This window comes from Roseibium marinum (assembly GCF_002906165.1).
GTDB classification, from domain to species: Bacteria; Pseudomonadota; Alphaproteobacteria; order Rhizobiales; family Stappiaceae; genus Roseibium; species Roseibium marinum.
In genome coordinates this window covers 1-21,210 of record NZ_PPCN01000009.1, presented here as the reverse complement: position 1 = coordinate 21,210, position 21,210 = coordinate 1, and the positions used below count along the sequence as shown (strand labels likewise).

Sequence of the window (21,210 nt, the reverse complement as noted above, 5' to 3'; positions counted from 1 at the left end):
AACAGAGGAATGGCGGTACAAGTGTGGCTACGGTCACATAAAAGGGTTTTAGGCAACAACGGGATACGCGTCTATCGCTTCCATCTCCGCGCTACCCGGCGGGCTCCGTATAAACAGCCGCAATGCCGATGCCATCGGCGGTTTCGCCAATCAGTTTCAGCATCTGGGGAAGCAGTTCGGCATTGAGCGGCCGTCCGTCCAGCGCGGACAGAACGCCGACGAGCCGGGGCATGGGACTGGACGAGCGCACCATGACGATATGATCGGCTCCGAACGGAAGGGCCGCGCGCAGATTGAGGACATAGGGTTTGTCCGCCTCAACGGATGTATCCCTGCCGAGAGGATCCGCGATGCTGTCCGGGGCCAGCAGGCGCAGCGTCCCGTCCGCCTCAAGCGCGAAGACGGCCATATATCCATTTTGCTCCGACGTCAGACCAACCTTGAAGGGCGAACCTTCGGGGATATGGCCGACGGCGGGCTGCAACGTGCCTTCAATCGGCTGCAGGTCCCTGGACAAGGCATAAAGATCGGTGAGAAAGACCCATTTGTTCACCACCTCGGAAAAGCGGTCGGCATTCCCGGCCCCACCCTGCAGAACCACATCGCCGAATTTGGTCAGCACATCGCCTTCTTCCACATCCCAGAAGAGATCCGCGCTTCCCTCGCCAATGACCTTCACGCGGCCCTCATACTGCAAGGACAGGCTTTCAAGCAGGGGATTGGCGGTTTCTGTGCTCGCGGCAAGCGTCAGGCCGTTTGTGTTCCGGTCAAAAATAGCGCCATCTACCCTGGGCAGCACCGCCGCGCGGGTTTCGCCGCCGATGCTGAGGCTCGGGGATTGACGGCCCTCCGTTGCCACACGCACGGTTTCCTTCAGGAACCGGCTGAGTTCAGCCATGGAGATGCCGCCGTCGCGGTCCAGATCCGCTCTTCCCTCCACCCCGCGTGCGAAGGCCCAGCTCAGCGCGCCGCGCGGTTTGCCGCCAATGAGCAGTTCCGGGATCACCTGGCCATCGACAGTCGCGCCGACATAAATAACATTGTCGAGGTCTTCGAGATCTTCACCGGGGGTGCCCGCACGCGCCAGGTCCGGCGGCAAGGGTGTGGATCTCAATACATCGTCTTTAAACGGCGGCAGTCCGACCAGCCGCGTTCCGAGCCGCTTGATGCGCGGATCGATCGATCTCGTCATGGTCCCGGAATGACAGCTGTCGGCCAGAACCAGAACGCTGCGTCCCCCGGCGGCACGCAGCATGGCGGCCACGTCGTCATCGCGCAAACGCTCGCCGTTCCCGGGTGCGCTCACATCGAACCCGGCCAGAAGGAAGACTTCGTCGAACCCGTCCTCTTCCGAACCCGCCAGCCATTCAGGCTCCTGGGCGCCATGTCCCGCATAGGACAAAACAAGGACATCGTCCGGACCGGCACGGGAGATCAGTGCCTGCCAGGAAGACAGCACCGCGGCACGGGACGCCTCGCCGTCATAGAGCGCCGTAAGGTCACGCACACCGGCCGATTCGAGCGTCTCGGCAATATCGCGCGCATCGTTGACCGCGCCTTTCAGCGGCGAGACGTGCTCGTAGGCATCGACGCCAATGACAAGAGCCCGCCATTCGCCCGCCACTGAGGGGACGGCGAGCGGCAGAAAGCACAGGAGGCCGAGGCCACATTGCACCAGCAATTGCCCCGCTCTTAAATGAAACGGAATACCCATGGGATGGTCTCTTCAATAAGTGTGCGGGTCAGCCCCAGGAACCGCCGCCGCCACCGCCGGGGCTGTCACCGCCACTGCAAAGTGGCGAGTTGCTGAACGAGTCGCAGACAGGAGTGGTCGCGGGCTGAACCCGAGCAGGGGTGGTCGCGGGCTGAACCCTTGCTGGTGCTCGTTGAGCTTGAGCGCGCGCCGGCTGCGCGCTGACCGCTTGCGGTGTCGCGCCTTGCTGTGTCTGACACCCGGCAAGCATCAAAACGGATAGTCCTGCCATGGGCAGCAAATGCAGTGATAATTTCATTATACTTCTCCTTAAAATAAATCGTAGCGCGGACGGTTCAGTTCCCACTGATGCTTGACCAAAGCGATCAATGCTTCGTCGCCCTGAACAGGCTGCCGTCCGGAAGCCTTGAAGAAACTTGTGAGGGCATCCCGGGTTTTCCCTCCCGGCCGGCCATCCACCGGCCCGGGTTCGTAGCCGAGATCCGTCAGAGCCTGCTGCAACACCTTGGCCTTGAGCGTCCGGTCCGCCTTGCCGAGTGCCTCCTCGCCCTGCCCGGCCGCCTGTGAGGACGGATCCACCGCAACGGTCATGGCCAGCATTCTGATCCGGTCGCGACCGGCCGCTTCTCCCGATTGCCGGGCGAGCATGAACGCGGTGTTGAAGGCACCCCAGGCGTCGCCGCGCATGGCGCTTTCGCGGAACCATCTGGTCGCTTCACCGACATTCTTCTCCACGCCCTGGCCGTTGAAATAAAGCAGTCCAATGGCGGTGCCCGCAGCGGGATGTCCGCCTTCGTGGGCCTTTTTAAACCAACCGAGCGCGGCCTCATAATCCTGCGGCACGCCTTTGCCATCGCGGAAAAGCGTTCCCATGTTCAAGAAGCCGTAAATGTCGTTTCGCCCGGCGGATCTGTTGTAATAATAAACGGCCCTGTCGAGGTTCTCGGCCACGTGTTCGCCGTTCAGATAGAAACCGCCGATGGCGTTGTAGGAAAACGTGTGCCCGGCCTCGACGGATTGCAGCAGTTTTTCCAGTCCGTCCTTTTCATTCTGGGCCGTCCCGTCTCCCCTGATCTCGGCCAGTCCGAGCGAATGCAGCGCATAGGCGTCGCCGCGTTCGGCCGCCTTGCGGTACAGTTCCACGGCCTTTTCCCGATCCCGGTCGATTCCGGCGCCGAGGAAATACATACGCCCGAGCACCTGACCGGCTCGCACATGACCCATCTGATAGGCACGCTCGAAATAGGCTATCGCCTGATCGAGATCGCCGGCCGCGAAAGCGCCGCGCCCGCGCTGAAACACGAAGCGGCCGATTTCCGGATAGGCTTTCATTGCATCGGCGCAAGCCGTATCGATCGCCTGGGGATCGAGGTCGTTCGCCAAACGCCCTTCCGTGACGGCCTGAAGATCAAACGGCTGCGTTGCCAGTTGATCGCAGCGGTCCACGCGCGGCTGAACAATCTGGGTGACGGTCTTGAACGTGCCGTCGGCTTCGTCGGGGAGGTCAAGCGCGAATTTTCGCGCTTCCCGCTCGCTGCCAATCTGGGGGCGGACCGTAAGGGACGCCAGCGCCGAGACGGGAAAGCGGTCGCCGGACTGCAGCAGACGGCCTTCGGACGAAAGCTGCAGATCGGCATCGACGGAGGCGACTTTCAGCCAGTCGCTCGTTGCCGGAAGTCCCTCCACCGGCGCTTCGGGAAAGATCTCAACCGGTCCAACACCGATTTCCGCCTCGACAGCTCCTGCGGCCGATCTTTCCGTCAGCCAGGCCAGCAGCGTCGCCAGACGTGCCTTCCGGTCTTCCTGCAGATCGTCTTCCACCACGGGAGTGGACGCCTGTGCGACCGTGATCGAGGCAATGGCAGAGATACTGCTGCCCCACTGGTCCGTGACTTCGTAGCCGATCAGTTCGACATTGCCGGCATCGGCGCCGGTTGGAACAAATTGAAGAGCGGCAAGTTCTTTAGCCTTGAGAACATCGCCTTCGGCGACGGATTTGCCGTCCGGAAGCCGCAGTTCTCCCTTTTCCGGTGACAACGTCAGCTTGGCTTCAAGCGTTCCGCCTTCCGGTTGAACCGGTTCCGGAATGTTGAGCGCGACCGCTGTGTCGCCAACCGGAACACTGACGCGGTGATGCGCTGTAACGATCGGCTGCGGCTTGGGCGGGACGAAATAGAAGTTGGTGACGAGCGTTGAGTCTTCATAGGGGATCTGCTGTCCCCCGGTCTTGCGGACAACCTCGTCCCGAACCCTGGTCATCAGGTCCTTGATCTCGAGCTTCGGATCGAGGGCGTTGCCGACAACGGAGGATGTGAACGGGCTCATCGGACCATCCCCGTCATAGGCGACCTGGCCCGGACGGGTGGCATAGGAAATGAAGGTTCCAAGCTTGTTGGGGATCCGGCGAAGACCTCTTGTCTTCCCGAGCGCATATTCCTGTTCCCCCCAGAACAGGCTTGCGATCTCGAAGGGATTGTCACGGCAGGCATCCAGCATCACGATCTGCAGGCTGGAGGCGGCTTTCATGTAGTCGAGCAGGTGGGAGACCTTGAGGCTTTCGAATTCAAGGTCGTATTGCGACGCCAGTTTCGCATCGACAGGCAGAATGAAGTTCGCTTCGCCGACCTGAAGGGCATGGCCCGAATAGTAAAAAAGCGCCGTGTCGCCATCATTGAGTTCGCGAAGGAACTTGCGAACGACCTCCTCCATTTCCTTCTTGTCGAGATTCATCCCGAGAGTGACGTCAAAATCGGCTTCCTGCAGGATCCGCGAAATTTCCTTGGTGTCGTTCAGCGGATTTACCAGGGGTTCCACATGCTCGTAGTCCTGATTGCCGATCACGAGCGCGACCCTGCGGCCTGCTTCCTGTGGAGTGGCCGCGAGTGCAGACGACCCTGCCAGCGCCAGTCCGAGCGGAAGACTGAGCAGTCCGAACCGCACGGCGCGCCGCAAGCGGGCGGCGGGCTTCGAAACCACGTGGGTGGGTGATTGAGTATCGAGAGACAGATTGTACCGTTTCGTCATGACGTCCTCAGCGCTGAAATCCGTACTTCTCTTTTAGACCCTCGAGCCATCCCCGGTCTGTGACGAACCGCACACCGGTTCCGGTCCGGCCCGATTGCCGCCGATGCCCCCGAAATTGATTGATGCCCGAGATAATTCTCTGAATTAGCTGAAATGGATGAGAGCATTACCTTTGGTAAAGTGATGCACACTTGCTGGCTGGACGCAAGTCGGGTTCCCTCTGAAAGTCGGCTTTTATCTTTTCCGACTGCGGTTTGCAGGCTTCCGGCGGTTTTCAAATCCATGCGAGTCATTTTACTCTGACGCGGCCCAAGCAGAAAACCGGAAGCCCGGAGAGCATATGTCCGACACACTTGAGATCCGTCGCCTGCGGGTGGACGAAATGCAGATCGCCCTGGAGATGGCGCGGGAAGAAGGCTGGAATCCCGGACTAGAGGACGGCCCGGCATTTTATGCGGCCGATCCGAACGGCTTTCTCGCCGGCGAGATTTCAGGCGAACTCGTCGCCGTCATCTCCGCCGTGCGGTACGGCGACGATTTCGGCTTTATCGGTTTTTACATCTGCAGGCCCGGCCACCGCCAGAAAGGCTACGGCCATCGGATCTGGCAGCAAGCCCTGGACTATCTCGGACCCAGGCTTTTGGGCCTCGATGCGGTCAAGGAACAGACCGCCAGTTATGCCGAACATGGCTTCAAGCCGGTTTACCGCAATATCCGCCAAGCCGGCATTTCCCTGTGCGACACACCGATGGATCCACGAATAGCACCACTCGGCCAGGGAATTTTCCCGGCGATCCTGGATTACGACCAACGGTTCTTTCCAGGCCCACGGGTTGAGTTCCTGAAACTCTGGACGGCGCCGATGCTTGAAACCCGCCGCGGCTTCGCCTTCGCCGAAGATGGCGTGGTGAAAGGGTTTGGTGTCATTCGCCAGTGCGATGAAGGTTTCAAGATCGGGCCGCTCTTCGCCGACACCCCTGAAATCGCCGATACGCTCTTCCGCGCGCTCGCCGGGCAGGTCAAGGGCCAGACGATCGTTCTGGATACGCCGGAACCCAACGCGGCCGCGCTGCTGCTTGCGGAAAAATACGAGCTCTCGCCGGAATTCGAGACCTTTCGCATGTATCGCGGCGCGGCTCCGGACCTGCCGATAGATCAGATGTTCGGCATCACGACCTTTGAGCTCGGCTGAACGCGATCACCGCTCCGCATTGCGGTAGGCAAGGATCGCGCCGGCCAGGTCTTCCAGGGCCGCGCCGACAGATTTGAACAGGGTAATCTCCTCGCCGGACTGACGGCCGGGATGTTCTTTCCTGCAAAGCTCGAAAAGATCCGCCTTTACGTCGGCCTTCGAAATAACTCCGGAGTTAAGCGGTTGAACAATGTCGCCTCCCTCGGAGAGGCACCCCTCACGCGTGTCGACAAAAATCCGCGCGCGCCGAATGAGGTCATCGTCGCTTTCGCGCATGGTGGGCTTGAACGCGCCGACCAGATCCACATGGGTGCCCGGTTTCACGGCTTTGCCGCAGATAAGAGGTTCGGTTGACAGTGTCGCCGCGCTGACGATGTCCGCATTGCCGAGCGCATCCTCCAGGCTCGCGGCAGCCTGGATTGCCACCGGAAACCGCACCCTGAGGTCCCGTGCGAGCGCTTCGGCCTTTTCCAGGGAACGTCCCCAGATGGTGACTTCCTCAATCGGCCGGACCGCCATATGGGCAGCCACCAGATTGGCCGCCAGACGGCCGGTTCCCACCACCAGCAAATGCCGGGCGTCGGAACGCGCCAGATAACGGGCAGCAAGGGCGGATGCTGCGGCGGTGCGGCGGGCAGTCAGTTCGCCGCCGTCAACCAGGGCCAGCATGGCGCCGGTCCGCGCATCGGACAGAAGATATTGCGCGGCGACGGCCGGCAGATCGCGCTTCGAGTTGCCCGGCATGACATTGACGACCTTTACGCCGGCAAAGCCCCCCGGCAGCCAGGCGGGCATCAAAAGCATTGTTCCGTCCGGCTCTCCGGGAACTTCCATATCGTGATGATGGCGCGTCGGCATTTCGCAGCCGGTACGGAACATTTCCGCCAGCGCATCGATCAGATCCGGAAAAGGCAAGGCGTCCCGGGTTTGGTCTTCAGACAGGAGCAGCATCAAGGGCCAATCTGTATCGGTCACATGGCCGGCTGAAAATCATATTCAGCCGCGCCAGGTCTGGATCAACGGATGTTCCATCGGCATCGATTGAGCATCCAAAAGTTGATCGATCCAAAAGAGTTAGAGCATCGTGTGTTCGTTCAAACGACAGCACACCCGGGTCAGGCCAGATCGAAAATCATCATCACATAGGCCGCGAACAGCGCCAGGTGAACCGCGCCCTGCAGATAATTGGTTGTCCGGGCGCCGAAGGTCAGCATGCTCACGACAAGCGTCAGGAGCAGGAGAATGATTTCCGGCGTGTCGAGCCCCAGTTCAACTTCAAGATCCATTACCCACGCAACAAGCAACACTGCCGGAACCGTGAGGCTGATGGTTGCCACAGCGGAGCCGAGGCAGATATTGACCGCCCGCTGAAGCCTGTTTGCGACCGCAGCCTGCAAGGCGCTCAGGCCTTCCGGCATGAGAACGAGGCTGGCGACAATGAAGCCGCTCAACGCCAGGGGAGCACCCAGTCCATCCATGCCGAAATCCACATAAAGCGCGAGTTTCTTGGAAAGCAGAATGATCGGCAACAGCGCGCCGAAAAGCCCCACGATGTGGAAAGGTATGGACCGGACTTCGCCGCCGTGATGTCCATGGTCTTCTTCTTCGACTTTCCCCTCGGTAACATCCGGCTGACGGAAGAATTTGGCGTGGGTAACGGTCTGCATGGCCAGGAAGACACCATAAAGCAGAACTGACATGACCAATTCGAAGCCGGTCTGAAGTTTTGAAAGTTCGCCTCCCGGAGCGGATTGCGTCAATCTCGGCAGGACAAGGGCGAAGACCGCCAGCGGCACCAGAACCGACAGGAACGCGTTCGCGCCCTGCAGATTGTAGGTCAGGTTCTTGTGACGCAAACCGCCCAGAAGAAGACACAACCCGACCAGTCCGTTCAGCACGATCATCACCACGGAAAACATTGTTTCGCGGGCCAGCGTCGGCGTGGCGTCGCCAGACAACATGATCGCAACGATCAGGGCGACCTCGATGCCGATCACGGCCAGGGTCAGTATCAGGGTGCCGAACGGTTCACCGAAGATCGAAGCAAGGCAGCCCGCATGCCGGACCACCGAAAAGGCGCACCACAAGACGGCCGCGAAAATCACGCCCAAAAGGACGAGCGACACGCCGACGCCAACCATTTCAGGTTTCAGGCTGTCACCTGCCAGCGTAAAGGCGGCGAACACAAGAAAGCCTACCAGGCTGGGCAATTCGGTTCTAAAGACGGTCACGGGCCATCCCCGGTTGGTGAATTCCAAAATTCGGCGATCGGACTATAGGCCGCCGCCGCTTTTCCTCGCAACAGGCGGATACAGCACACCCACTATTGACAAAACTGTCCACAAAAAAAGACCGGCGCGGAATGCGCCGGCCTTTTGGTCCGAGGTGCGACTATGGTTCGGGATATCCAGTTTCCGGATGCCTACAACTCATGTTACGCATTGTTTCGGTTCGTCTTTTCCCATTTCGCGAGAAGTGACGCAAAAGCCGTTTGACCTAGATGGCAAGATACTCCTGCCGCAGTTGGGCATTATCGAGCACTTCCTGTGCCGCACCGTCGAAAACCACCTCGCCCATGTCCAGAATCACCGCGCGGTCGGCCAGATGAAGGGCCGCAATCGCGTTTTGCTCGACGATGATGGTGGTTATGCCCAGTTCCTTGACGCCTTCCAGGATACGCTCGATCTCCTGCACGATCACAGGCGCCAGGCCTTCGTAGGGCTCATCCAGAAGAAGCAGCTTGATGTCGCGTGCCAGGATGCGCGCGACAGCCAGCATCTGCTGCTCGCCACCGGACATGGTCACGGCGTCCTGCCCCCGGCGCTCCGCAAGGCGTGGAAAATGGTCGTAGATCCGCTCGATCGACCAGCCCTTCGGTTCGGCGATCTGGGACAGCTGGAGGTTTTCCTCAACAGTCAGACCGGAAATAATACAACGGTCTTCCGGCACAAGTCCCACGCCCAACCTTGCCGCCTGGTAACTCTTCATTTCGTGCAGCGGCTGGTGATCAAGCCAGATTTCGCCTTGGGTCAGATTGGGATTGTCCATGCGGGCGATTGTCCGCAGAGTGGACGTCTTTCCCGCACCGTTGCGGCCGAGCAGGGCCAGAATCTCGCCTTCCCGAACGTCGAAATTCACCCCCTGGACGATATAGCTTTCACCATAATAGGCGTGAACGTTCCAGGCCGAAAAGAACGCCGGCGCGGCTCCCTGCGCCCTGCGCGGCTGCACGCCTGGCGCGGATTTGCCCGAGAACTGGTCTTCAGTGATGGTCACAGGTGTGCTCCTCCCAGATAAGCTTCCTGAACGCGCGGATCACCCTTGATCTCCTGCGGCTTGCCTTCGCAGATCACAGTGCCTTGCGCCAACACACTGACCTTGTCGGCAAGCGAGAAAACCACGTGCATATCGTGTTCGATCACCACCTTGGTGATCCCGCGATCGCCAATGCGTTTCAGGAGGTCGATCGTGTTGTTGGTGTCGGCGCGCGACATGCCCGCGGTCGGTTCGTCCAGCAGAAGCAGCTTCGGATCCTGAACCAGACACATGGCAAGTTCCAGGCGGCGCTTGTCGCCGCGTGACAGGGAAGCGGCGACGATGTCCTTCTTTTCGGCAAGGCCGACATCCTCAAGCATGTGCATGGCCTTGTCGTGAATCTCGGCATCCCGATCAAGGCGTTTGAAGGCATGGAGGGCGAACTCGCCGTCCCGCTTCGCCATGGTTGGAATCATGACATTTTCCAGGAGCGTAAGATCGCTGAAGATTTCGGGCGTCTGAAACACCCGCGAGACGCCTGCCTGATTGATCTTGTGCGCCTTGAGTCCGATCAGCGAAGTATCGCCGAACATGACCGTACCGGTATCGGGGATCAGACGGCCGACGAAACAGTTCAGCAGTGTCGACTTTCCTGCGCCGTTGGGCCCGATGATGGCGTGAACCGTGCCCTCCTCGACAGCCAGGTTCACGTTGTTGAGGGCCTTGAGGCCGCCGAAGGCCTTGTTCACGCCCGAGACTTTGAGAATTTCCATCAATGAGTTCCTTACTCGGCTGGCGCGGTGGCACTGCCTGGTCCCGACTTTCCGGAAGAGCGCTTGAACAGGCGCCCGATCCGGGAAAAGCCTTCCATCAGCCCGCCCGGCAGGAAGATCACAATCAGCATGAACAGGACCCCAAGGGTCAGGTGCCAGCCTTCACCGACGAACAGACCGGTCACCGAGACGACCGGCCCCTCGAGAAAATCGGGCAGGAACCCGAAAATCTCATGCAGGGTCTGTTCGTTGAAAGCGGAGAAGATGTTTTCGAAATACTTGATCAGCGCCGCGCCGAAAATCGGGCCGAGCAAGGTTCCGGCGCCACCGAGAATGGTCATCAGGACCACCTCGCCCGAAGCTGTCCACTGCATGCGCTCCGCGCCGGCCAGCGGATCGGTGATGCACAGAAGGGCACCGGCCAGACCGGCATACATGCCGGAGATCACAAAGGCTGCCAGGGTATAGGGGCGCGGATTGAGTCCGGTGTAGTTCATACGGTTCTGGTTGGTCTTCACCGCCCGCAGCATGATGCCGAAGGGCGAGCGGAAGATTCGCTGGGCGATGAAGAAGGCAATCAGCAGAACGACCGCGCAGAAATAGAACCCCGCATAGCCGGTCATCTCGATACCGAACAGGTTGGCGATCAGCGGGCCATCCACCGCGCTTGAGGAATCGAACAGACGCGGATCGGACCGCAATACCCGCAGGCCGGTCTCCCCGTTGGTGATCGGCGTCAGCACGGAATAGGCCAGGTTGTAGGACATCTGCGCGAAAGCGAGCGTCAGGATCGAGAAGTAGATCCCTGACCGGCGCAGAGAAATATAGCCGATTGCCAGGGCGAAGAGCCCGGACGTGATCACGGCCATGATCGCCGCGGGTAGCGGGTTCATGCCAAGTAGCTTGAAAGCCCAGACAGCCGAGTAGGAGCCAACCCCGAGGAACGCGGCGTGTCCGAAGGAGAGGTATCCTGTCAGGCCGAAGAGCAGGTTGAAGCCCGTTGCGAACAGACCGTAGATCGCGAATTTCTGCAGCAGGTCCGGATAGCCGGCACCGATCGGCGCCAGCCAGACCGGCATGGTGAGAACAGCGACGGCAAAGACGAAGAAAAAGATCATGTCGCGCATGGGAGAAGTTTTGGTTGTCATGTTTCTAGTTCTCCATGACGCCTTTGCGGCCAAACAGCCCGCGCGGACGCACGAGAAGAATGACCACTGCAACAAGATATATGATGATCTGATCGATGCCCGGCAGGATCGCCTTCACTTCGTTCATCGAAGCGAAGGATTGCAGGATGCCAAGCAGGAAGCCGGCCGCGACGGCACCCGGCAGCGAGCCCATTCCGCCGACCACAACGACAACAAAGCTGAGAACCAGGAAGTCCATGCCCATGTGATAGTCCGGCGGCAGGATCGGCGTGTACATGACCCCGGCCAGTCCCGCAACGACGGCTGCGATTGCAAAGACAACCGTGAAGCGCCGCTCGATATTGATACCGAGAAGACCGACCGTATCGCGATCCGCCATTCCGGCGCGTACGACCATTCCGAAGGTGGTGAATCGCAGAAAGGCGAAAACCGCGGCAATCACGACACCGGCAAAGCCCAAATAAACCATTCGCCAGTAGGGGTAGACGATAACGCCGGGATCGAAACCAAAGATAGACCCGATATCAGCCGCGCCGCGCACCAATTCAGGTGCTGACTGCGGGATCGGGTTGGCGCCGTAGATCGCCTTGATGATCTCCTGAAGCACGATCGCCAGACCGAAGGTAACCAGAATCTGATCCGCGTGCGGCCGTTTGTAGAAATGCTTGATCAGGCCCCGTTCCATGACGAAGCCGATCAGCAGCATCACCGGCACGGCAAGAAGTATGGACATGGGCACGGAGTAATTGAGCATCCAGCTCCCGAAATCCCCAAGGTACGCCTCTACATAGGGTGTGCGGATTTCCAGCGGAGACCCCCAGGCAGTGGTTTTGGTCGGATCCGTGGTCACCACCTCCAGACTGAGCAACTTGTTGAAGGTGACCGCGCAGAACGCGCCCAGCATGAACAACGCTCCATGGGCGAAGTTCACCACTCCGAGGGTTCCGAAGATAAGGGTCAGACCCAGAGCGATGAGCGCATAGGCGCCGCCCTTGTCCAGCCCATTGAGCAATTGTAGAAGAATCACATCCATTGTTTTGCCGCTTTTTGCCTGAAGCAACCTGCGTTCAGATGAACGCAGGTTGCTTCAACACTTTGGGAGTCGATCAACTGTTCCGCTTTTATATGATTCTACACGAAAGCGGGTTGATTTGGAGCAGCCTGCGTTCACAGAACTCAAACGGAATGCCCCAAAAAGAACGGCAGCCGCCGGCTGTAAGGCGCCGGCGGCTGCCATTTTTAAAGTATCAGGCCCCGTTGTTGCAGGTGCCCAGTTCGCCACCGAGCATTTCCGCAGGATACTCAACCTGCGAGCGCGGCGTCACTTCGACAACTTCAAGAATGTCGAACTGCGAGGTCGGGTTTTCCTTACCCTTCACGACCAGAACGTCCTTGAAGCACTGGTGATCATCGGCACGGTAGAGGGTCGGGCCGTTGCCCATGCCGTCGAACTCGAAGCCTTCCAGAGCCGCCGCGATCGCGCAGGGGTCGAAGGTTCCGGCCCGCTGTGCGGCATCGGCATAAAGCAGAGTCTGAACGTAGCAGGTGTGTGCCGCCTGGCTCGGCGGGAAGCCGTATTCCTGGCCGAAGGATTTCACGAAGGCTTTCGAACCTTCATCCTGCAGCGACCAGTGCCAGTTGGTGGACCCGAAGATGCCCTTGACGTTCTCGCCCGCACCCTGCGCCATCAGGCGGGAGTAAAGCGGAACGACGATGACGAAGTCCTTGCCGTTGACCTGCTTGTCGCGCAGACCGAACTGGACCGCCTGGGTCAGGGAGTTCACCATGTCCTTGCCGTAGTGGTTCAGGACCAGAACATCGGCGCCGGAGTTCAGAACCGGAGTGATGTACTGCGAGAAGTCACCAGCGCCGAGCGGAGTGCGAACGGCAGCAACCGTCTCCCAGCCCATGCCTTCGGTGTATTTCTTGATCGATTCTTCCTGCGACCAGCCCCAGGTATAGTCGGCGGTCAGGTGATAGGCCTTGCGGTCGGTGCCGTAGTTGTTCTTCAGCACCGGTGCGAGAGCCGCGCCGGACATTTCCGTGTTGAAGAAGTGACGGAAACCGTTCTTGCGCTTGTCCTTGCCCGTGGTGTCGTTGGAGTGGGTCAGGCCCGCCATGAAGATGACGCCGGCTTCCTGGCACAGCGACTGCACGGCAATAGCCACACCGGAGGACGAACCGCCCGTGATCATGACCGCGCCGTCCTTCTCGATCATCCGCTTTGCGGATGCCCGGGCGGCATCGGATTTGGTCTGCGTGTCACCGGTCACATAAGCGACCTTCTTGCCGTTCACACCGCCCTTAAGTTCCTTGGACGAAAACGTGTTCAAAAGACCGCCGTCTCCCTCACCGTTCAGGTGCTTCACGGCGAGCTGATAAGCGCGCAGTTCGTCGGCACCCTCATCGGCATAGGCGCCGGTCTGCGGAACGTTGAAGCCGAGGACGACTTCGGCCCCTGTCGGCTCGTTCAGATAGCCCGCGGACCAGGCACCGCTCGTGAAAATGGTCGGTGTTGCCAGGGCAGCACCACCCATCGCACCGGCGCGCAGGATTGAACGGCGGTTTAGGGGTTTACGAATCAAGCTCATACTTTCCTCCCAGAAAGGCACGGCGGTCCACCTCGGACACGCCTGCTGTGGCTGTTCAGCCGCAAGCAATCCTGGCTGTTCCCCGTCCGGAACCCCGGCTCCTCCGTGCCAAAATTGCAAGCTGCGGGGACTGTAAAAAAATGAACTGCAATTCAGCAATACGACTATCGGCGCGCATCCGCTACAAGCTTATTAGACTTTCGAAGTAAATACGGCTAATCACCGCGTAATTATATTGCAATGCAGCATTGATATTCTCTATTTTATACATACACTTAGTTGAAATACTTTTGGCGCTGCGAAATCTCCTGCCCGGACCGAGATAATTCCGGCGGCACACGCCGGCTTAGACGAAAGTCCTAGGCATCGCTGGCGATTTTGCTACGCTCAGGGAAATTGACGCTGGCACCAGCTGAAAGATATGGTCGCTTCCATCACACCTTCCACAGGATTTCCCGGCAAGAGGCAGCCTCGCTCATGACTATTCTGACGTCTCTCGACGAGCTTCACGCGCATTACGGTGAACCTGTTGAAGCTTCGATCATAAAGGAAATCGGCCATCTCAGTGCCGCCTACCGGACAATCGTCGAAGCCTCGCCCTTCTGCTCCCTGACAACGTGCGGTCCCGAGGGCCTGGATTGCTCACCCAGAGGCGACGACGAAGCTGTTGTCCGCATCAAGGACGAGAAGACCCTGCTGATGCCGGACCGGAGGGGAAACAACAGGATCGATTCCCTGCGCAACATCGTCCGCGATCCCCGCGTCTCGCTGATGTTCATGATCCCCGGCTGGAACAATGTATTGCGCATCAACGGCACGGCGGTGGTTTCCGTCGGTCAGGAACTGCTGGCATCCTTTGAAAAGGAGGGCAAGCAGCCCCGGTCGGTGATCGTCATCACGATAGATACGGCCTATTTTCAATGCGCCCGGGCGATCATGCGGGCGCGCCTGTGGGATCCGGCCGTTCAGGTGTCCAAAAGGGATTTGCCTACCCCGGGGTCGATAATGCAGGAAATCAGCGACAGTTTTGACGGCAAGACATATGATGAAGCCTGGCCCGGACGCGCGGCAAAAAGCATGTGGTAAAACCTGCGACAATCCGAATGGCGCGTTGCGCCGGCGCCAATATGACTTCGGAGTCTTTCCGCGGACAGCCTGTGAAACTTCTCATCCCGCACCATATCTGAAGTACCGAGCCTAAACCCTTCCCAGAGGACCTTCATGACCGCAAATCCGATGCTTGCCGACTGGACCACTCCATTCGAACTGCCGCCGTTCGGTGAGATCGAACCGGCCCATTTCGAAGAGGCCTTCGATGTCTCGATGGCGGATGCCCGCAAGGAGATCGAGGAGATCGCCAATCAGGAAGCCGAGCCAACCTTCGCAAACACGATCGCCGCCCTGGAAAAATCCGGCGAGCAGCTCTCTCGCGTCGCGCGGACCTTCTTCAATCTCACCGGAGCCCATACCAGCGCTGCCTTTCAGAAGATAGAACGCGATATCTCGCCGAAGCTGGCCAGACATTCCTCGGACATGCTCCTGAACGCAAAGCTCTACAACAGGGTCATGGCACTCTGGGAAAAGCGCGAAACCCTGAAGCTGGATGATGAGGGGATGCGGGTCCTGGAGCGTTACCTGAAGATGTTTCAGAGGGCAGGAGCCGGTCTTGACGCGGCGGGCAAAACCCGGATGGCGGAAATTTCCCAGCGCCTTGCGACCCTGGGCACGCAGTTTTCACAAAACATCCTGAAGGATGAGTCCGACTATCAGCTCGTCCTGGAAACAGATCAGGACCGGGCCGGACTGCCCGATTTCCTGCTCGGCGCGGCTGCGGAGGCCGCGAAAGAACGCGGCCTGGAAGGCAAGCATGTCATCACCCTCTCCCGGTCGTCCATAGAGCCCTTCCTGCAATTTTCCACCAACAGGAGCTTGCGCGAAGAGGCTTTCCAGGCGTGGACAGCGCGCGGTGAAAAGGGCGGCGAAACCGACAACAGGCAGATTATCAACGAAACGCTTTCGCTGAGGGCGGAGAAGGCAAGGCTCCTCGGCTTTGAAAACTTCGCCGCCTACAAACTCGACGACACAATGGCAAAAAAACCCGCCAATGTGCGGGACTTGCTGACCAGGGTCTGGGCGCCCGCCGTTTCCCAGGCGCGCGAGGAAGAGGCCAAACTTTCCCAAATGGCTCAAAACCACGGCGAAAACCACAATATCGAAGCGTGGGACTGGCGCTTTTATTCCGAAAAGGTTCGCAATGCCGACCACGATCTGGACGAGTCGGAAATAAAGCCGTACCTGCAACTCGACAATATCATTCAGGCAGCCTTCGACACCGCAACCCGCCTCTTCGGCCTTACCTTTGAGGAGATCGAAGGCCTCCCCGTCTATCATCCCGACGTTCGCGTCTTCGAGGTGAAGAGAGACGGAAAGCATGTCGGGCTTTTCCTGGGCGATTATTTCGCGCGGTCGTCGAAGCGGTCCGGAGCCTGGATGAGCGCTTTCCGCTCCCAGCACAAGCTGGACGGGGACGTTACGCCCATCATCGTCAATGTGATGAATTTCTCCAAAGGCGCACCGGGGGAAGCAACCCTGCTGACCTTCGATGACGCGCGCACGTTGTTCCACGAGTTCGGCCACGGTCTGCACGGCCTGCTGTCGAACGTGACCTATCCGTTCATTTCCGGGACAAGCGTCGCGCGCGACTTCGTCGAACTTCCTTCGCAGCTTTACGAACACTGGCTGTCGGAACCGGAAATCCTGTCCAAATTCGCGGTTCACTACAGGACCGGAGAACCGATGCCGAAGGCGCTGCTCGACAAGCTGCTGGCCGCCTCCAATTTCAACAAGGGTTTCGAGACGGTCGAATATATCTCGTCCGCGCTGGTCGATCTTGAAATGCACCTGCTGGACGATCCGTCAGGGCTCGATGTCGCTGAATTCGAACGCCGGGAACTCGACACGATCGGCATGCCCAGGGCAATCACGATGCGCCACCGTATCCCCCACTTTCAGCATGTGTTTTCCGGCGACGGATATTCCGCGGGCTATTACAGCTACATGTGGTCCGAGGTGATGGACGCCGACGCCTTTGAGGCCTTCAGGGAAAAAGGGGACGCGTTCGATCCGCAGATGGCTGAAAAGCTTCTGACCCACATCTATTCGGCGGGTGGGCGGCAGGACCCCGAAGAAGCCTATGTGGCCTTCCGGGGACGCGCGCCGAAAATCGACGCCCTTTTGGAAAAACGCGGCTTTGCCGCCTGAGGGGAGCACCGATGAAAGCGTTGCGTTACGAAAGCCAGTCCAATCCGGAGGGACCGACAGTAGTCCTCCTGCGGCTCGGCCTTGTCCTGTCCGGCCTTTCCGGTGCGCTCGGCGTAGCAAGTCTGGCGCTGTCGGCGCATGCGGCGGCATCGGCGCTCCTGGAAACCGCGGCACAGATGCTTTTGCTGCATGCGCCGGTGTTTCTCGGGCTCGGTGTTCTCGCCCAGATACGCAAGGTGCTGTTTCTGCCCCTGGTCGTCCTTCTAATGACTGCGGGGCTGACCCTTTTTTGCGGAGACATGTTCTCACGCATCATCCTGGAGCAGAGACTGTTCTCCATGTCCGCACCGATCGGCGGCATGTTGGTGATCCTGGGCTGGCTGGTGCTCGCGCTCAGCGCTTTACGTGTCAGACCCAAGTGAGTAAAAGCGGGCGGACGGATTATTTCGCGGAGCATTCACGGTTCGAACGAACGCAGACCAGGTGCTCATACACTTTAAGTTCGGTCGACTTTTTCGCTTCCATGAAAGTCCACATGAAAGCAGTTTGATCCGGCCATGACCTGTAAATCTGGAATTTATTTGTGACTGTGATTGTGCCCAAACCTGACGGTGCTCAAAAGGTCGGGAAACCCGCGGCCTCCCCGGCCAGTGAATTTGTACCCCCCTATCCGTTCCGGTATGAGCAGATGCCTCCGGTGTGGACTCTTATCGGCTTGGCGAAACGGAACTTCCTGTCGATCTGGGGCCTCGATGATTTTCAAAGCCGTCTCAGGAACAAGAAGATCTTTACCCGCGACCTGGTGATCTGTAACCGGCCGGATGTCGTACGCGAGGCGTTCCAGACAAATCACGAAGTCCTGCAGCGCAAAAGCCCGCAGATGCGGCATGCGCTGGCACCGCTGCTGGGTGACGGCCTGTTCATCAGCGACACGGAAACCTGGGCGAAGCGCCGCAAGATCGTCGCGCCGATCATTCACGGCTCGCGCGTCAAGGGCTTCGCGCCGATCATGATCGACACGATCGACGAAAAACGCGCCGACTGGGCAAAACTGGGAGACGGCGCGCAGATCGATGCGCTTGCGGAAATGGCCCATCTGACCGCGGAAATCATCAGCCGGACGATTTTCGGGCGCCAGCTCGGCAAGGACTACGCCGCAGAGGTGGTTCAGGGCTTTTCCGAATATCAGCGCCACATCGACCAGATCGACCTGTTTTCCCTCTTCGGCCTGCCCGAATGGCTGCCGCGCATCCGCGGCAGATCCGTCAAGAAGCCCGTCAAGCGCATCATGACGGTGCTGGATGAAATCATCGACAGCTATGACGCGCAAAAACAGAAGGGTGAAGCCTCGGTCATCGGTGGTCTTCTTGAGGCCCGCGACGACGACGGCAATCCGCTAAGCCGGGATGCAATCCGCAGTGAAGCCGCGGTGATCTTCATGGCCGGGCACGAAACGACTGCCAACACGCTTGCCTGGGCCTGGTTCCTCCTCTCCCAGTGCGGCCGGGCACGCAAGAAACTGCAAGACGAACTCGACACCGTGCTCGCCGGGAGAACGCCGACCTTCAAGGATGTGGCCAGCCTGCGTTATACAAAGGCCGTTGTGGAGGAGACACTGCGGCTTTATCCGCCGGTGCCGATCCTTGCGCGCGAAGCCATGGCCGACACTACAATCGGCGGCAAGCGGTTCGCCAAGGGCTCCCTGGTCATGGTGGTACCCTGGCTGATGCATCGCAATCCGAAGCTCTGGTCGAAACCAGATGTGTTCGATCCGCAAAGGTTTCTCGATCCCAAGGCCAAAAAGCCCAACAAATACGGGTATGTGCCTTTCAGCATCGGACCGCGCATCTGTGCCGGGCTGCAATTCGGCATGACGGAAGCCATTCTCAGTCTTGCCATACTGGCGCAGAGTTTTGACCTGAAGCTGAAGGAAGGCACGGATGTCCAGCCGGTCGCCCGGCTGACATTGCGCCCCGGCGACTGTCTGCCCATGACCCTGCATCCCCGTCGGGCATGAAAAAACCGGCCCGGCTGGAAGACATTCCCTTTCGGCAAACACTCGCCGAGGAACCTGACGCGCCACCTTTGCGCGAATTGCTGTCAAACGATCAGAAGCGGCGCGACAGGGCCAGGCTCTACTGGCTCCGGCATAGCAAGGATGGCGTTCTCAACACGATCTTCCATTCGGGGCTGAAACGCTGTCCCGCGGAATTCGTCTCCGGCTTCGGCAAGGCGATCACGCCGTTGGTGCGCTGGTCCTACCGCAACAAACTCTTCCCGAACCGTATCAAACGCAATTTTTCCGAATTGACGCAGGGTGGCTGGCGGAGCGAGACGGAAGAAGAAGCCGGACTTCACAGTTGGTGGCAGAATGTCGGTCGGAGCATTTCTGAATTTAGCATTGTCAACAGGTTATGGAAGAACTCTCACATAGAGATTGAAGGGCTCGAGAATCTCGAGGCCGCGCGGAACGCCGGTGGACCGCTGATTTTCACATCCATGCATCTGGGTACATGGGAAGCGTTGTTCGTCGCCATTCATGAAGGCCTTGCCGGTCCCAGTATCGGACCTTTTCAACCAGAGCCGAACCGTTTCAAGAACCGGATCGTCCATGCAATCCGCAAGGAAAGAAATCAGTATCTCTTCCCGCCCGGTCAACGCAGCGCCTACCTTCTTCGCCGGTTGATGGCGACCGGACAATATTCCATGACCATCTTCATCGACGAGGTTCGCGACAAGCAGGTTCACCTGCCGCTCTTTGGAAGAAAGCTACCGGACAAAGGCAATGCCGTCGTCGCCGTCAAGCTTGCAAATACCTGCGGTGGCACACTCGTTCCGACCTACCTTGCCCGGACAGGCCCGGCCCGGTTCAAACTGGTCATTCTTCCCGGCATCGAGCGGCCCGGCCCCCAATTAGCCTATGAAATTCCGGACACGATCAAGGAACTCAACCGGATCTTCGAGCCGGTCGTCCTCGATCATATCGAGGAATGGTACATGCTCGGCGAATTGCGGCTGCCGCAAAGTTTTCACAAAACCCCCTACGCGAAACAGCTTGCGCGCAAGAACGCCGAAAAGCTGCAAAGCTGAGGTATCTACCTCAAGACCTGCTCTTCAGCCGCTCCGCATGCCAGGCGACATGGTCCCGCGCGAAGGTCGAGACAAAATAATAGGAATGGTCGTAGCCCTGCTGGAGCCGGTATTCATGAGTGGTCTTTGTGTCCACCAGCACCGTGACGAGCGAAGCCGGTTTCAGGAGATCATAGAACTGGTCGTCCGCCCCCTGATCGATGAGGATGTCGCCGCTCCAACCCTTGTCTTTCAACAGTATCGAGGCGTCGTGAGCAGCCCAGATGCTCTCGTCGCCGCCAAGATAGGCTCCCAGCTGCTTGCGGCCCCAATCCGACCCGCTTGGATTGGCTATCGGCGCGAAGGCGGAAAGAGACTGGTAGTGACCCGGATATTTCATCGCCAGGGTCAGGGCTCCGTGACCGCCCATCGAATGCCCCGTAATACCGTGATGGACCGAGACTTCGAATTTCTCGGTCACGAGATCGCGCAATTCGCTGGCGATGTAGGTTTCCATCTGGAAATGGGGTTTCCAGGGGGACTCAGTGGCATTGACGTAGAAACCGGCCCCCTGCCCCAGATCATAGGCTTCGTCATCGGCCACGCCCTCGCCGCGCGGGCTGGTGTCCGGAAAGACAATGGCAATGCCGAATTCGGCGGCGTGAGCCTGAAGGCCTGCCTTGGTCATCGCGTTGTCGTGGGTACAGGTGAGGCCCGAGAGATACCACAGGCACGGCACCGGCCCATTGCTGGCCTGTGGCGGCATGTAGACGGCAAAAGTCATTTCACAGTTACAGGCATCCGACATGTGGCTGTAAACGCCTTGAATGCCCCCGTAGACCTTGTTTTCGGATATTGTTTTCATGGTCCTGTATTTCCATCTTTCGAACAATTTAACGGAGACGGCCTTCCCTTCGAACGAAAGGAATTCAGCCAGGTTTCGACCTTGCCGGAATTCCGGCCCCGATCCTCAACCGCCGCGTGACCGGCCTGACCTGTAACCAAGGCCGCCAAGGCCGGATGGTCAGTAAAGCACAACCGAACGAATTGACTCGCCGGCATGCATCAGGTCGAAGCCCTTGTTGATGTCCTCCAGGGGCATCGTATGGGTGATCATCGGATCGATCTCGATCTTGCCGTCCATGTACCAGTCGACGATCCTGGGCACGTCGGTGCGGCCCCG

The 21,210-nt window shown here is 59.1% G+C and carries 16 protein-coding genes and 1 pseudogene; 6 read left to right on the top strand and 11 right to left on the bottom strand.

What is annotated here, in order from left to right; all coding sequences use genetic code 11:
• Positions 1 to 91 precede the first annotated feature (91 nt).
• Together CLV41_RS18600 and CLV41_RS18595 are read right to left on the bottom strand one after the other, a co-directional pair.
• Complete coding sequence (locus tag CLV41_RS18600) at positions 92 to 1,714, bottom strand: caspase family protein (RefSeq protein ID WP_103223938.1); 1,623 nt, start codon at positions 1,712 to 1,714, stop codon at positions 92 to 94.
• Between the two features lie 309 nt (positions 1,715 to 2,023).
• A complete protein-coding gene (locus tag CLV41_RS18595; RefSeq protein WP_103223937.1) occupies positions 2,024 to 4,738 on the bottom strand; it encodes a caspase family protein in 2,715 nt (904 codons plus the stop codon).
• A 340-nt stretch (positions 4,739 to 5,078) separates the two neighbouring features.
• Here CLV41_RS18595 and CLV41_RS18590 point away from each other — a divergent pair, with 340 nt between their 5' ends.
• Positions 5,079 to 5,930: a GNAT family N-acetyltransferase gene (locus CLV41_RS18590; RefSeq protein ID WP_103223936.1), complete on the top strand. Its 852-nt coding sequence runs from the start codon at positions 5,079 to 5,081 to the stop codon at positions 5,928 to 5,930.
• Positions 5,931 to 5,936: 6 nt separating this feature from the next.
• Here the strand turns inward: CLV41_RS18590 and lhpI are convergent, their stop codons facing one another.
• The 7 genes from lhpI to CLV41_RS18555 all read right to left on the bottom strand — a co-directional run bounded on the left by lhpI (position 5,937) and on the right by CLV41_RS18555 (position 13,697).
• A complete protein-coding gene (gene lhpI, locus CLV41_RS18585) occupies positions 5,937 to 6,881 on the bottom strand; it encodes a bifunctional Delta(1)-pyrroline-2-carboxylate/Delta(1)-piperideine-2-carboxylate reductase (protein ID WP_103223935.1) in 945 nt (314 codons plus the stop codon).
• A gap of 164 nt (positions 6,882 to 7,045) precedes the next feature.
• The gene (locus tag CLV41_RS18580; RefSeq protein ID WP_235867181.1) at positions 7,046 to 8,161 is read right to left on the bottom strand and encodes a calcium:proton antiporter; all 1,116 of its coding nucleotides are present in this window, start codon (positions 8,159 to 8,161) and stop codon (positions 7,046 to 7,048) included.
• A gap of 265 nt (positions 8,162 to 8,426) precedes the next feature.
• Positions 8,427 to 9,206, bottom strand: a complete 780-nt coding sequence (locus CLV41_RS18575) for an ABC transporter ATP-binding protein (protein WP_103223934.1) — start codon at positions 9,204 to 9,206, stop codon at positions 8,427 to 8,429.
• On the bottom strand, positions 9,203 to 9,958 hold the full coding sequence (locus CLV41_RS18570; protein ID WP_103223933.1) for an ABC transporter ATP-binding protein: 756 nt from the start codon (positions 9,956 to 9,958) through the stop codon (positions 9,203 to 9,205). The genes CLV41_RS18575 and CLV41_RS18570 overlap by 4 nt, the downstream gene beginning before the upstream one ends.
• 11 nt (positions 9,959 to 9,969) lie before the next feature.
• Positions 9,970 to 11,106, bottom strand: coding sequence for a branched-chain amino acid ABC transporter permease (locus CLV41_RS18565; RefSeq protein WP_103223932.1), 1,137 nt, complete (start codon positions 11,104 to 11,106; stop codon positions 9,970 to 9,972).
• Between the two features lie 4 nt (positions 11,107 to 11,110).
• Positions 11,111 to 12,139 (bottom strand): branched-chain amino acid ABC transporter permease, encoded by a 1,029-nt coding sequence (locus tag CLV41_RS18560; protein WP_103223931.1) that lies wholly within the window; start codon positions 12,137 to 12,139, stop codon positions 11,111 to 11,113.
• Positions 12,140 to 12,353: 214 nt separating this feature from the next.
• Positions 12,354 to 13,697 (bottom strand): substrate-binding protein, encoded by a 1,344-nt coding sequence (locus CLV41_RS18555; protein ID WP_208987595.1) that lies wholly within the window; start codon positions 13,695 to 13,697, stop codon positions 12,354 to 12,356.
• A gap of 477 nt (positions 13,698 to 14,174) precedes the next feature.
• Here CLV41_RS18555 and CLV41_RS18550 point away from each other — a divergent pair, with 477 nt between their 5' ends.
• The 5 genes from CLV41_RS18550 to CLV41_RS18530 all read left to right on the top strand — a co-directional run bounded on the left by CLV41_RS18550 (position 14,175) and on the right by CLV41_RS18530 (position 20,048).
• The gene (locus tag CLV41_RS18550) at positions 14,175 to 14,783 is read left to right on the top strand and encodes a pyridoxamine 5'-phosphate oxidase family protein (protein ID WP_103223930.1); all 609 of its coding nucleotides are present in this window, start codon (positions 14,175 to 14,177) and stop codon (positions 14,781 to 14,783) included.
• Positions 14,784 to 14,918: 135 nt separating this feature from the next.
• Complete coding sequence (locus tag CLV41_RS18545; RefSeq protein WP_103223929.1) at positions 14,919 to 16,958, top strand: M3 family metallopeptidase; 2,040 nt, start codon at positions 14,919 to 14,921, stop codon at positions 16,956 to 16,958.
• 11 nt (positions 16,959 to 16,969) lie between these two features.
• Complete coding sequence (locus CLV41_RS18540) at positions 16,970 to 17,380, top strand: DUF423 domain-containing protein (RefSeq protein ID WP_103223928.1); 411 nt, start codon at positions 16,970 to 16,972, stop codon at positions 17,378 to 17,380.
• Positions 17,381 to 17,673: 293 nt separating this feature from the next.
• Positions 17,674 to 18,975: a cytochrome P450 gene (locus CLV41_RS18535; protein WP_208987594.1), complete on the top strand. Its 1,302-nt coding sequence runs from the start codon at positions 17,674 to 17,676 to the stop codon at positions 18,973 to 18,975.
• Positions 18,972 to 20,048, top strand: coding sequence for a lysophospholipid acyltransferase family protein (locus CLV41_RS18530; RefSeq protein ID WP_103223926.1), 1,077 nt, complete (start codon positions 18,972 to 18,974; stop codon positions 20,046 to 20,048). Before CLV41_RS18535 ends, CLV41_RS18530 begins: the two co-directional genes overlap by 4 nt.
• A gap of 10 nt (positions 20,049 to 20,058) precedes the next feature.
• Here the strand turns inward: CLV41_RS18530 and fghA are convergent, their stop codons facing one another.
• Positions 20,059 to 20,892 (bottom strand): S-formylglutathione hydrolase, encoded by an 834-nt coding sequence (gene fghA, locus CLV41_RS18525; RefSeq protein ID WP_103223925.1) that lies wholly within the window; start codon positions 20,890 to 20,892, stop codon positions 20,059 to 20,061.
• A gap of 159 nt (positions 20,893 to 21,051) precedes the next feature.
• Positions 21,052 to 21,210, bottom strand: a pseudogene (locus CLV41_RS18520) (S-(hydroxymethyl)glutathione dehydrogenase); the annotation flags it as partial.